Source organism: Paenibacillus thalictri (assembly GCF_004307995.1).
GTDB classification, from domain to species: domain Bacteria; phylum Bacillota; class Bacilli; order Paenibacillales; family NBRC-103111; genus Paenibacillus_AF; species Paenibacillus_AF thalictri.
Map to the genome: position 1 here is coordinate 66,135 of NZ_SIRE01000015.1, position 13,162 is coordinate 79,296.

The 13,162-nt window shown below is 50.2% G+C and carries 12 protein-coding genes; 1 reads left to right on the forward strand and 11 read right to left on the reverse strand.

Annotated features, from left to right (window positions below):
- Window position 1 precedes the first annotated feature (1 nt).
- Together EYB31_RS20940 and EYB31_RS20945 are read right to left on the reverse strand one after the other, a co-directional pair.
- Window positions 2–967 (reverse strand): ABC transporter ATP-binding protein, encoded by a 966-nt coding sequence (locus tag EYB31_RS20940; protein ID WP_131015361.1) that lies wholly within the window; start codon window positions 965–967, stop codon window positions 2–4.
- Between the two features lie 114 nt (window positions 968–1,081).
- Complete coding sequence (locus EYB31_RS20945; RefSeq protein WP_131015362.1) at window positions 1,082–1,729, reverse strand: helix-turn-helix transcriptional regulator; 648 nt, start codon at window positions 1,727–1,729, stop codon at window positions 1,082–1,084.
- A gap of 402 nt (window positions 1,730–2,131) precedes the next feature.
- On the opposite strand from EYB31_RS20945, the gene EYB31_RS20950 reads away from it, so the two are divergent.
- Window positions 2,132–3,784, forward strand: coding sequence for a stalk domain-containing protein (locus tag EYB31_RS20950; protein WP_240762679.1), 1,653 nt, complete (start codon window positions 2,132–2,134; stop codon window positions 3,782–3,784).
- Between the two features lie 57 nt (window positions 3,785–3,841).
- On the opposite strand, the gene EYB31_RS40305 is transcribed toward EYB31_RS20950, so the two are convergent.
- The 9 genes from EYB31_RS40305 to EYB31_RS20990 form a co-directional block, all read right to left on the reverse strand.
- The gene (locus EYB31_RS40305) at window positions 3,842–4,018 is read right to left on the reverse strand and encodes a hypothetical protein (protein ID WP_165452521.1); all 177 of its coding nucleotides are present in this window, start codon (window positions 4,016–4,018) and stop codon (window positions 3,842–3,844) included.
- A gap of 99 nt (window positions 4,019–4,117) precedes the next feature.
- Window positions 4,118–4,567 (reverse strand): MarR family winged helix-turn-helix transcriptional regulator, encoded by a 450-nt coding sequence (locus EYB31_RS20955; RefSeq protein ID WP_131015364.1) that lies wholly within the window; start codon window positions 4,565–4,567, stop codon window positions 4,118–4,120.
- Window positions 4,560–5,057: a glutathione peroxidase gene (locus EYB31_RS20960; protein WP_131015365.1), complete on the reverse strand. Its 498-nt coding sequence runs from the start codon at window positions 5,055–5,057 to the stop codon at window positions 4,560–4,562. Before EYB31_RS20960 ends, EYB31_RS20955 begins: the two co-directional genes overlap by 8 nt.
- Window positions 5,058–5,231: 174 nt before the next feature.
- The gene (locus EYB31_RS20965) at window positions 5,232–5,744 is read right to left on the reverse strand and encodes a hypothetical protein (protein ID WP_165452522.1); all 513 of its coding nucleotides are present in this window, start codon (window positions 5,742–5,744) and stop codon (window positions 5,232–5,234) included.
- 71 nt (window positions 5,745–5,815) lie between these two features.
- On the reverse strand, window positions 5,816–7,141 hold the full coding sequence (locus EYB31_RS20970) for a uracil/xanthine transporter (RefSeq protein ID WP_131015366.1): 1,326 nt from the start codon (window positions 7,139–7,141) through the stop codon (window positions 5,816–5,818).
- Between the two features lie 193 nt (window positions 7,142–7,334).
- Window positions 7,335–8,942: a helix-turn-helix domain-containing protein gene (locus tag EYB31_RS20975; RefSeq protein ID WP_131015367.1), complete on the reverse strand. Its 1,608-nt coding sequence runs from the start codon at window positions 8,940–8,942 to the stop codon at window positions 7,335–7,337.
- A complete protein-coding gene (locus EYB31_RS20980) occupies window positions 8,935–10,659 on the reverse strand; it encodes a cache domain-containing sensor histidine kinase (RefSeq protein ID WP_165452523.1) in 1,725 nt (574 codons plus the stop codon). Before EYB31_RS20980 ends, EYB31_RS20975 begins: the two co-directional genes overlap by 8 nt.
- A gap of 162 nt (window positions 10,660–10,821) precedes the next feature.
- The gene (locus EYB31_RS20985) at window positions 10,822–12,180 is read right to left on the reverse strand and encodes an ABC transporter substrate-binding protein (protein ID WP_131015369.1); all 1,359 of its coding nucleotides are present in this window, start codon (window positions 12,178–12,180) and stop codon (window positions 10,822–10,824) included.
- 130 nt (window positions 12,181–12,310) lie between these two features.
- The gene (locus EYB31_RS20990) at window positions 12,311–13,141 is read right to left on the reverse strand and encodes a carbohydrate ABC transporter permease (RefSeq protein ID WP_131015370.1); all 831 of its coding nucleotides are present in this window, start codon (window positions 13,139–13,141) and stop codon (window positions 12,311–12,313) included.
- Window positions 13,142–13,162: the final 21 nt, after the last annotated feature.

Below are 13,162 nucleotides of genomic sequence, written 5' to 3' on the forward strand. Positions count from 1 at the left end.
TCTAAATAAGATCGCACCGTACGAAGCGGCCCGGCTTCACTTCACGCAGTTCCGGCATCTTCTCCCGGCAGGAAGGCTGGACCAAATCGCAGCGGTCGGCAAACCGGCAGCCGACAGGATAATGCGCAGCATCCGGCACAATGCCGGGAATCGCATAAAGCACTTCCTTCACTTCGTCGTGTGAAGGAATCGCCTTCAGCAGCGCCTTGGTATACGGGTGCAGCGCTTCTTCGAACAACGAATCGGCGTCCGCGCTTTCCACAACTTGCCCCGCATACATCACGACAACATGATCGGCGGTTTCCGCCACGACACCCATATCGTGGGTAATCATGACCACGGAGGTGCCGTATTCGTCGCGCATCCGCTTCATAAGATCCAAAACTTGCGCTTGAATCGTAACGTCAAGGGCCGTTGTCGGTTCATCGGCGATCAGCAGCTTTGGTTCGCAAATCATCGCCATGCCGATCATCACCCGCTGTCTCATCCCGCCGGAAAATTGGTGGGGGTATGAATGAACCACTTCGTTCGCTCTGGCAACGCCAACGATCGTCAGCATGTCCACGGCCAGCTCCAGCGCTTTTTTCTTGGATATTTTCCGGTGCCGGAGCAGCACTTCCGTCATCTGATCGCCAATGGTCAATACCGGATTCAGCGATGTCATCGGCTCCTGGAAGATCATGGACATTTCATTGCCCCTGATCTCCGACAGCTGCTGTTCCGTCAGTTTCAGCAGGTTGGTGCCTTCAAACCATATTTCACCGCCGGCGATACGTCCGTTAGGACGAGGGACTAGACCCATGATCGATAACGAGGTCATGCTTTTTCCGCTGCCGGATTCACCGACGATACATACGATTTGCTTGGGGTAAACCTGAATATCGATGCCGTCCACAGCGCGCACTTCAGCCGTATCGTTGACAAAGTATGTTTTTAGATTTTCGACCGATAACAGCGGTTTACTCATAAACGCCTCCCGCAAAAAATTTCTTTTTTGCCATTTTTCTTTCCGCTTGCAAGAGCCGGCTTTAATACGATCCACATATGTAAACCCCGGCTCTTTCACCCCATTCGGTACGCGTTACTTTACCTGCGAGCTGCGGATATCGTCCAAATAGTTGTACAGCGTAAATTTGGAAATATCGAAGTATTTGCATACTTTATCGCCGGCTTTTTTGATGAGAAACGCGCCCTTCTTGTCCAAATACTCAATCGCTTTCAATTTCTCATCTTTGGACATGTGCATGACAGGTTTACCGATTTCGTTCTGGCACTCCTGCAGCAGGAAGTCGAGCAGCTCGTTGACGTCTTTGACAAAAACCTCTTCCACTTCGTTCGAGGCACCACTCATTGTAATCGATTTCAAAGTATTCTCAGCCATAATGAAATCGGTAATGTCGAGGTTCATGCAGACGGCTCCGATTGTTTCCCCGGCTTTGTTTTTAAGATAAATGGAAGTTGATCTTAAAATTTTTCCGTCCTTGGTTTGCGTAATATAGTTGTACCTGTTACCGTCGCTCACCGTGCCGCGCAGCACTTCCAACCCCAGATTGCTTCCGCAATCGCCGATGCGCCTGCCGGTAATATGACCGTTTCGGATCGCTACAATCGTGCTGTCGTAATTCAACGTCAAGTCGTGAAGCACGACCTCGCATTTATCGCCAAACTGGGCCGCAATGCCATCAATTAACGAGGTTAAAAATTCCATTTCATCCTTGACATTCTCCAATTGCATCCCTCACCTAAAAAATATTTATACAATATAAAAAATTTTCTTAATTTGAATTATAAAAACAATCCTTAATAATTGTCAATCCCCCTACGGCAAAAAACTTAAAATCTATGTAAGGAAATATATCACAGCATTCTTAGGACAGCGTTTTCAACTGAACGGCGGTTCCAAAAAAAGCGCATATCATGTGAGATCCATGTCTCTTTTATGAAGCGCCCTCTATTTATTTTAGCATGCCGCTGCATCCAGTTTTATTTACCAGCCGGGCTTTCATCTTATTTTAATGATCATCACGTACGATAGGATATAATTGCAGACTGCAACTCTTTAGGGAATAATCCGTCTAATTTTAAAAAAAGGATAATTTCTAAAATCCCTAAAAAAGGAGGATATATGATAATGCCAATCACAAGCCGGCTGGCCAAACGAACACTACTGTTTGCTTTGGCCGTTGCCCTATGGTGCTCCGGTGTTGCGATTCCTTTGAAAGCGGCGAACGCCTTTTCTTACGGATACCGCACCGCCCCCAATACAACCGTGGGGATTACGAAGCCCTCTATCACTTTATATTTCGATACGGACATGACAAGCCCGCCTTCCGCCTTCTCCATGAAATTGAACGGACAAACTGTGCCTGTCATATACGATCACACGAAAAAGACGTTCACGTATACCCCGACCGTGGATTTGGCTCCAGGGAATTATAACGCTCAAGTGTCTATTACTTATTCAGGTTACGTTCCTATCGAACAATCCTGGAGTTTTACCGTTGCTAAGAATGCCGTAGGGCAGCTCCCGGCCCCGTCTTCCGTTCAGCTTGCCGGACTGGCGGCGCTAAACGATTACCGGACGATTTACGGGCTTCCTCCCGTAAAATTAAACGATCAGCTTAACGCAACCGCAACGGCGCACGCGAAATATTTGGATGCTAATAAGGTGCAGCAAAGCGGGGGCAGTCAAGCGAGCCTTCATGACGAGACGGCGGGGAACACCGGCTTTACCGGAACAAATCCGCTCGAACGCAGTGCGTATTATGGTTATACTACGGATGTAGGCGAAGATGCCGCGTATTTTTACGGGTCCGCCAACGAATCTATTGATGTATTGTTTGATGCGCCTTATCACCGCACACCGTTTCTCGACCCCAGCTTAACCGAGATCGGCTTTGCCAAATACAATGACTATACGATCATCGAATTCGGCATGAACGCTTCGGCTACGCCGCAACTAGTCGTATCGCCCGCGCCTGGTGACCGCTTTGTCCCGACGACATTTGACGGCAACGAGGAACCCGATCCGCTGCGGATGCATAAAACAAACAGTTATCCGGTCGGCTATCCTATTATGGCCCAATATTACGGCTCCGGGATCGATAAAATCAAGCTGGTCAGCGCTCAGCTTTCCGACAGCACGGGTAAGCAGGTCGATCTGCTGACAAACGATCCGAGCAACGATGATAAGCTGACGAATACCGTCATGCTGATGCCAAACAAGCCACTTCAGGCCGACAGCAGCTACCACGTCAAATTGAACCTGCAGGTCACCAAAACAGGCGGCGCCGTAACAACGGAAACGAAAGAATGGGATTTCACCACCGAACCTGCCGAGAAGATCGGCAAGCAGAAGCTGCACCAGAATTCAGCCGATTACAAAAAGAATTACGTCACCGTGTCCCCCGTGCAGCGGGTTGCCAGCTTTGGCCTTGACGACAGCAGCTACACCGTAGACGGTGTCAGCTTTCCGATGAAACGGACGCCGGTTATTGTCGACGGTTCCTCGTATCTGTACATCCGCGATCTCGCCGCGGCGCTTGGCGCCAGTGTCGAGTGGGACGACCAGCTGCGCGCGGCCATTTATACCAAGGGCGATCTAAAGATCACTTTATATACGACAAAAAATCAGTACGAAGTGAACGGCAAGGTTCAGCAAACCGATACACCGGCGCGCCTTGTCGGCGAAAACACGATGGTTCCGGTACGATTGCTGTCCGAAGTACTCGGAGCAAAAGTTGTATATACCGAAGCGACACGTAATGTAAAAATCATTTATTAACATGTACAGAAACGCCAAGTTCCATCCGGGCGGCGAAATCCGCTCTGCTGTTGGGAACTATGGCAGCAAAAAAGACGTATCCACTAAGGTAGCCACTGAAAAGGTGAACGCTTGTGCGCGAATCATGCTTACGATCGCCAATTGTCCCCGAATTTCTTGAATGTACCTGCTTCGGCAGGTGAAATTCGGGGACAAAAGCGAACGCTGGCGCTTCTCCAGCATGATTTCGCTCACTTAAGCTGCTTTTTTAGTGGCCTCCCACAAAGGAGGCGTCTTTTTTTATAATCTTCTAGTAAGAAAAGCTTGATCAGCGGCCTGCAACTCAGCTCCGCTCTACCGTTTCCGGTTCTGCTCATGCACATGATCGCGAAGCTGCTTGAATTGGGACAGCAGCTCTTCGAACTGCTGTTTGGACAAGCCGCTTCCCGCGGCCAGCGTCTCCGGCACGCAATAAGCTTCCTTCTCCAACGCTTTTCCTTTATCGGTCAGATTAACCATCACCTTGCGCTCATCGTCTTGCGCCCGCTGCCGGGTAACAAGCCCAAGCGACTCCATCCGCTTCAGCATCGGCGTCAGCGTGCCGGAGTCGAGATACAATCGTTCCCCCAACTGCTTGACCGTACTTGTTCCGTCTTCCCATAAGACAAGCAGCGCCAAATATTGCGGATAGGTGATCCCGAACCGGTCGAGCAAAGGCCTGTACAGAGCGGTAATTTCTCTGGAGCAAGCATAGATCGCAAAACATAGCTGGTTGTCCAGCTTTAAGACTTGATCCTTATTCACCCAGCGGCTCACCGGCCAGCAGCTTCTGAATATCGGGCTCAATGGCCGCAGGCTCCGTACGCGCCGAATACTGCTTCACCACTTGGCCGTTGCGGTCGACAAGGAATTTAACAAAATTCCATTCGATATCGCCGGTATGGTAAGGAGCCGGAGTCGATTCCACCAAATATTTGAACAAAGGATCGGCATTGTCGCCCTTGACGTCGATTTTTGAAAACAGCGGGAACGTCACATTGTAGTTCAGTTCGCAGAAACTCTTAATTTCATCATTGGTGCCCGGCTCTTGGCCTGCGAATTGGTTGCTTGGGAAACCCAGTACCGTCACGCCGGAATCCTTGTACGTATCATAAAGGTGCTGCAGCCCTTTATAGTGAGGAGTCAGCCCGCATGCACTAGCCGTATTGACGATAAGCAGCACGTCCCCCTTATAATCAGACAACGCTTTAGGCTCCGACGAGATCGTTTGGACACAGAAATCGTAAACAGACATACAATAATACCTCCTCGTTTTCTGAGCACAAAATTATATTGTGCACAATTTAATTTTACATTTTTATTGTAGCCCAAGCACACGACCTAAGTCAATTTTTACGTTTCACCGCACGCACCATTCTCCGCTGAAACGGCCAAAAACCACTTCACGGATGAAGTGGTTTTGCAGCGTCTATACTTCGCTTCGATCTTCTCTTTTGCTGAATAAAAACGCGATACCCGCGGCTACAAGCGTTATGGCTACCGTAGTTTGCCCGACAAAACCGAAGCTAAAAATCGCACCCAGCGTAAATATCGCAAAAAAGATGATGGCCATGCTGCCCAAAATAAACACCGGAATCAGGATCCACCTGTTTCTGCCGCCGAACCAATAGAACTCCAGCAATCCGAAGGCTACCGCCAGCGGGAAACCCGGCCATGTGTACTCCCAAACGTCAAACAGCATCGAAATCTGGCAGACGATCCCGCTGACAATCAGAATCCCGCCGGGAATCAACATGCCGCTTCCGCGGCGTCCGGTCATATAAAAATACATCCAGTGAAGCAGAATGCCCATCGGAATGACGAATATACTCGGCCAAAAATAAACAAATACATTCCCCGGATCCATCGCATTGCCTCTTGTCGCATATAGAAATATACCTGCGATGATAAGAAGCACGCCCATCCACACCCGTTTATCCACCTTGTCCCTCCGTTCTTTTCCACATTGCTATAGCTTTATTGTAGAAAAGATTCCAGCGGCTTACAAGCACCTCAAGATTGATATGTTTCTCCGTCTTGAGACTGAGGCGGAGAAACGGATAGTTTTCCCCAGTTCACGCCAATTTCCAATACAAGCGCAAGCAGCACACCCATCACCAAACCGTTGCTGACAAGCGGCGAGATGAATAAAGGAAGTCCGGCAAAAGCTTGCGGCGGGATGTTCATGATGCTGATTCCGAGCAGTACCGGCGCTGCGACCCGGTATACCGTCTTGGAATTCAGCTCCGTCGTCTGAAACGAACGCAGCGCCGTTCCAAACATTTGCAGGTAAGCGACAAACAGCACAGCATTGCCCACCGTCGGCGGCAGCGTGGACAACAGCCGGCTTGCCGCCGGCACTAAGCCAAGCACTGCAATCAGCCCTGCTCCGATGATCATGGCCGAGCGCCGCAGGATTCGGGTACTCTCCAGAAAACCGATAGAAGAAGTGAACACACCGAAAGGCAGCAATCCGAACAGCGAGGAGAAAACCGAAAACAACCCGGTTAATACGTACGACCGTTTATACTGGCCTTCCGTCGTTTGCGTCTTGTACAACTTTTCGACCGAACTTAAGCAAGTGACCGTGTTGGTCATGTTAATCAAACCTACAAAACAAGCGGTAAGGATAATACCGACCTGCAAATTGGGGGTACCCCAAGGGAACAACGTAACCAGCGCGCCGGCGGATGTTTCCACCGGCTCAATATGCGGAAACAACAACCGGTAAGCCAGCCATCCGGCGATGATTCCGATCAGAATGGAAAAGTTGCTGATCAGCCCGCGCCCTTTCAAGTGAAGCAGCGCCGTCAGCAGGGCCAGCCCAATCGATAATGCCGCAACCGGCAGCTGAACCGTTTCTCCCGCCGTCACCCCCAGCATGCCTTTAAAAAAGTTCATCGTCAGCTGGATCGTCAGCAGCAGCAGAAAAACACCTTTCACCACGGGCGTAAACATGCGCTGCAGCACGCTGCCGAAGCCCAGCAACCCCAGCACAATCATCAGCAGGCTGGACAGCAGGAAGCCGCTTGCCAGCCCTCCGCCCACTTCGCTTAAGCTCATGCCCGCGGCGGAAGCGGAAGCGCACAAATTCAGCGTAAGCCCCCACCACACGCCGGAAGCTCCGTCCATCACAGCGTAACGGTGACCGATCCATGCCTGCAATACACATAATATCCCCGTCAAAATAAAAGAGCGCTGCAAAGCGCCGGCGATTTCCGTCATCGGCAGCTGGAACGCATGACCGATGGACAAGGGCACAACCACGGTGTTCGTAAAAATATAAAATAGCCACTGCAGCCCGGCTATTCCTGTCGTTACATGTATGTTTTTCAGCATGTTTGCAATTCAAGCCTTTCCATAGCGATTCCTCCTGATTCCTAAGGAAGACGGGGTTCTTCCAGATTGAAATATGATAACACGGGTTATGACTATATGGAAAATATACGTTTCGTTTGGTTTCCATACTTTTATCATATACCTCATGTATTCATCAGGAGGATCGCTTGAATGACCGCCTAGTAGCAGTACATTACCTGCGGAAAGCGGAAGGCGTGGAGCCGTAGAAGCTTTTGAACAGCTTGCCGAAATAATTTTTATTCTCATAGCCGAGCTGCTCGGCGATATCTTCGACGGTAGCATCGGTCATTTCCAACAGTTCCTTGGCTTTCTCCATCTTTGCGCGGGTAACGTATTCGACAAAGGTTTCACCGGTTTCCCGCTTAAAAAGCCGGCTCAAATAGTTCGGATGCAGGTGCAGATGCTGGGCCGCTTCCTCCAGCGAAATTTTGCGCTGCAGATTGCTGCGGACAAACTGCTGGCACTCCACGATTTCACGGTGCTTGGACTGGCTTTTTACACTGCCGGCCCATTGTACCGCCTGCTGCAAGTAATGGATCACCCACGCCTCCAGCTCGCTGAGCGTAGCCATATCCATCAGATCGTGATGCAGCAACTCCGACGAGAAGCTGGATGGAAACTGCTCCAGCGTTTTCAGACGCATGCGGATATCGAGTACGATCTTGAGAAACCATTCCTTCACATCAACCGGGCGAAACCGGTGGTATTTGATGAAGTCGAGCCATTCCCTGGTTACCGCCTCAATCCGGTCCGTCCGCTCCTCGAAAACAATGTGCCGGAACTGCTCTCCGGCTTCAATGTAATGGCTGAGCAGAATATCCCCTTCCCCGAAGCTCTCCGCCAAATGCGCGGCTTGCATCACCGCCGATTCGGGCATGTAGAAGCGCTGCTCCTTGGCCAAAGCCAGCTTCAGCAGCTGCTCCTTCAGCTCCGCCGGCTTCTGGCTTACCGCGCCAAGCAGGAACGACACGGGAATTTTCGCATATTCGCGAATCGCTTCCTGAATCTGATAGAACATGTCCTTCCGCTGCGGAGAGGCGTCAAGCCGCTGACCCGGCGCTGCCGGAAGCAGCACCAGCAAGTCCGTCTCTCCGTATGCGAATGACACCGCTCCCGGACGCTGGTGAAGAAGCTCTTCCGTGATGTTCTCCATCGCGTAAACGAGCAGCTCCTTGGTGTTATACCGGTGCAAGGAGTCCAGCAGCTTGGTTGGGTAACATAACGCGGGAATGTAGGCATGATGCGCAAGATCGAGTCCGTACTCGCGGGCTCCTTCCAGCCAGACCTTGTCCTGAGATAACGGGGCATGCATGGCGTTGCGAAAAAACTGCCGCTTAATCAGGCTTTTGTTCAGCGTGATTCTTACCTCGAGCTCCCGGCTGTGCGACGAAGTCCGGTATTCTTCATCCAACTGCCGCTTGAGCCGGACCAGCACCTCTTGGATAGCCGACGCATCCATCGTCTCCTTCAGCATGTAATCCGTTACGCCAAGCCGCACGGCCTGCTGCGCGTAATGAAATTCGTCGTGGCAGGACAAAATAACCGCCTTCACCGGCTGATGTTTTTCCTTAATCGCTTCGATCAGTTCAATCCCATTCATGTCCGGCATGCCGATATCGGTGAGCACCAAGTCCGGCGTCTCCCGTTCCACCGACGCAAGCGCCTGCAGCGGATCGTCAAAAGCGCCCAGCAACTCGTACCCCAGCTCCTTCCACGGCAGCGCCATCTGCAAAAACTCAAGCACCGGCACATCGTCATCCACCAGCATCACTTTATACATTCTCGTTTCCCCCCTCCGGCTTGTTCGGCAGCCTCAACCTTAAGCGTGTCCCCTTCCCGGGTTCGCTGTCGATGACAAATTCGAAATCGTCTCTGTAGATAAGCTTTAATCTCTCATACACATTCTGAATGCCGATACCGGACATCCCTCTCCTGCGGTCGCCGACAATTTGCGGGCTGAGACCGGCAAACCAGCGCAACCGCAGCTCTTTCAGCCGATCCTCGGGAATGCCTCGGCCGTCGTCTTCGATTTCCAAAATCAACGACTCGCCTTCAATTCGCGAAGAAATCCATACGGTGCCGCCCTTCTGCTTGAATCCGTGCAGGTATGAATTTTCAATCAACGGCTGCAGCAGAAACCTCGGCACCTTGCGCATCAAGGTATCCGACGCAAGCGACAGCTTAAGTTCGATAGGTTCCGTATGTCGGGCGTTGACCAGCTCAACGTAATGCCGGTTGACCTCCACTTCTTCATGCAGCGGCACAAACTCGTCGGTCCGCGAAATCGTCATACGCAGCAGCGATGATAACGAACCCAGCAGCCCCGCATTTTCCTGATCTCCCTTCATCATCATTTTCAAACGAATGGAGTTTAATATATTAAATAAAAAGTGCGGATTGATTTGCGCTTGAAGCATGGCCAGCTCCGCCTTGCGCTTGAGCTCCTGCTCCACCCGGTTCAGCTCCATCATACGTTCGATCTGATCCAGCATCCGGTTAAAGACGTGGCCCAGCCGTCCAACCTCATCTTCTCCACGCACCGCAGCCCGCTCGTTCAGCCGCCCCGTCTCAATTTTCAGCGCCGTCTGTACAAGCTGGGCAATCGGACGTGTAAACCGGCTGACCAGAAACAGCAGCACGATAATAAAAACAATGAGGAAAAACGACTCAATCATTAGATCCGTCCGCCGAATGCCTTCGATCTTGCGGATCTCTTCTTTATATGGAGTCAAGCTGACAAGCCACCAATTGCTGGTCAGCGACATCTTTTGCAGGATCATATTTTCATTGCCGATTTTAAAAAGCGAATAAGCTCCGTCAGCGGGAATCCGGTCCGCATAAGCGAACTTGGTGCCGATCCGATTATAATCGGTATGCACCTCAATCGTTCCGTCTTTATTCACAAGCATCATCTCACGGCTGGCTCCGTATTGATTAAACAGCTGCTGGAGCGAGTCCATCTCGATACTCACAATAATGTACCCGTAGGTAAGCGCGCCGGAACGCAGCGGTTTCGCAACTGTCAGCAAATACGGCTTGCCGAGCGAAGAGACGTAATTTTTCTGAGCGCCGAGCCACAACACATCGTAACCGGATAATGCGTTCATCCGGGAAAACCATTCCTCCGACATAAATTGGCGGGGGTCAAACTGATAAGTGGAATAAGTGGCTACATAATTGCCGTTAGGCATCAATACCGTTAAATACATTTTTTCCAATGAATTCAGTACGGTATCCATCGTCTTATTGATTTTTTGCTTATATTCGAGCAATTGAGCTTGGCTGGTCGTAGGGTCGGCTTCGCTGAGCGCCCGGGTCGCATAACCAACCTCGTCGTCAAATTGAATGAAATTCATCACATAAACCATATTTTTCACATGATTGGACACAAACAAATTAGCAGCCGACAACGATTCCGCCGAACTGGCAACCGCTTGGTCCCTTAGCACATCCCGCGTCCAGACGAACGAAACAAGCACCGAAATGACAGCAGGCAAGACCAGACAAACAACAATGGAAAAGATAAGCTTACTTCTGATTGTTAAACGCCTCCAAAACCCGCTTCCCACGACAATGACGCCTCCCGCCCGCTTATGCAAAAAAGAGGAGACCGGAACATCGGTCTCCTGCTTCATTATACCATACGAGTGGGTAAATACTTATTTTTTCGCGGACGCTTTCAGCGAGTTGATTTTATCTACCGAAGCCTTGATTGTTTTCTCAAGGTCTTGTTTGCCGGTCAAGAACAACTCCACTTGAGCGAGGAAATCTTTCTCAGCTTGTGCTGCAAATTCCGGCGGTACGATGATGCTAGCCGGCTTGCCGACTTTCAACGTGCTGAGCAGCGACGTTTTGTCAACCATGTCTGGCGCTTTAGCCGTTGCCAAGATCGCTTCAACGTTTTTGTTCAAATCAGCTTTAGTCCAGCCGGACAACGCTCTGCCTTGCTCAACAATACCCTCTGTGCTGTACCAGCGGATAAATTTCCATGCAGCGTCTTTGTTCTTAGACGATTGAGCGATACCGATATAGTCCATTCCTGCGTTGGTCAAGCCGTTTTCGTCGCCTGCTTGATATTTAGGATACGGAGCAAATACGGTTTTGAACTTCGGAGTGACTGTCGCGCTTCCGCCTGTTTCCGGAATCATCCAGTCGCCGATCGGCAGCATAGCCGCTTTTCCGCCGAAATACACATCGCGGTAGTTCATTTTTTGCGAGATTACGTCAAAGTAAGGAACGGCCGTTTTGTCTACGTTTTCCATTTGGTTACGCATTTGCAAGGAATAACGCTCACGGTCGTTGTCCAAGTTAGGCGATCCGTCTGCCGTTACGATGTAGTTGTTTTTCGGATCGTTGGCCAGCGCCAGGGTCGCGAACTCTTTCCAGTTGTGGAAGTATGCGCCGTAACGTTTAGCAGCGCCTTCGCCTTTGGTCAGCTTTTTCGCGTAATCCTGATAATCCTGCCAAGTCCATTCCGTAGGAACAGGCAATTTAGCTTCGTCAAGAGCGTCTTTGTTCAGCAAAACGAACCATTGGCTTACTTTGCCCGGAAGCGCGTAGTATTTACCGTTCAGAGCGGTGTCCGCTTTATATTCGTCTTTATAGTTGATGTTGTCTTTCTTCAAATAATCGTCGAGCGGAGCGAACATGCCTACGCCAACGCGTTGTGCGTAAGCCGGAGGATTGGACAGCATGATTACGTCCATCGCTTCACCGGATGCTGCAGCCAGGTCAAGCTTTTGCGCAGCTTCGTTGGAATCGCCTTTTTCGGAAAGACCGACATATTCTACCTTGATGTCTGGAAACTTCTTGTTGAATGCCGCAACAACGGTATCCAGGTTCATTTGATCTTTGGTGTACCAGCTGTGAATCTTGATCGTAACCGGACCGCTAGCTGCCGGCGTTCCGCCTTGCGCTGCGCCTTGAGTGCCGCCTTTATCAGTTGCTTGTCCACCGCAGCCTGCGAGCGCAGTCGATGCGACTAATACGCCAGCGATGACTTTAAAGCTTTTTTTCATAGGATTCCCCTCCGTTATGTGTGTTTGCTTGACGCTTTCAAAATCATAACGTCATCTTATTATGCTCTACCACAAAAACAAAGAAACAATTTTAACCCTTTTTAATCAAATCTTAACCTTCTCTTCACAATCAGCCTTTGACGCCACCCATCGAAATACCTTCGATAACGTGTTTTTGACCGATAATAAATATGATCAACAGCGGTAAGATGGCCGAAACCGTACCCGCCATAATCAACGAATAAATATCGCCGTTGAGGTCCGCAAAAGAACGAATCCCCAATTGAACGGTAAACAACTCTTTGGAGCGCAAGAAAATGAGCGGGTTCTGGTAGTCGTTCCATGTCCAGATGAAGCGTAGAATCCCATAGGTAGCAATGGCCGGACGCACAAGCGGCAAACAAATCATCGTAAATACTTTAAAGTGCCCTGCGCCGTCCATCCGTGCCGATTCGATAAATTCGTTATGAATGCCCAAGAAAAACTGACGCAGCATAAAGGTGCCCAATACGCTAAAGCAGCCAAGCAAGATCAGCCCGAGGTGGCTGTCGAACAGCCCGATCCAGCGGTAGAGCAAAAATTGCGGAACAAGAATCGCTTGCGAAGGAATCATATAAATGATCAGTACCAGCAAAAATAAGAAGTTACGACCGCGGAAATTCACTTTGGAAAAGCCGTACGCGGCCATCGACGAAAATGTCATGGACAGCAGTGTCGTGATGACAGTGACTTTAATCGAGTTCCAATAGTACAACGGGAACGTCGAATTGCTCCAAACGGCAGTGTAGTTCTGAATGGCGTTCCAGGTGCTTGGAATCCATTCGATCGGATATTTAAACACGTCCGTCTCCGGCTTCAAAGAGGCCGATATCATCCACAGAAGCGGCGATATGAACAATAAGCCGAACGCAGCCATAATGATGGTGATTATTGCTTTTTTTATATTTTCGGATGTTAGCATCGCTGCCGTACCTCCCTTTCG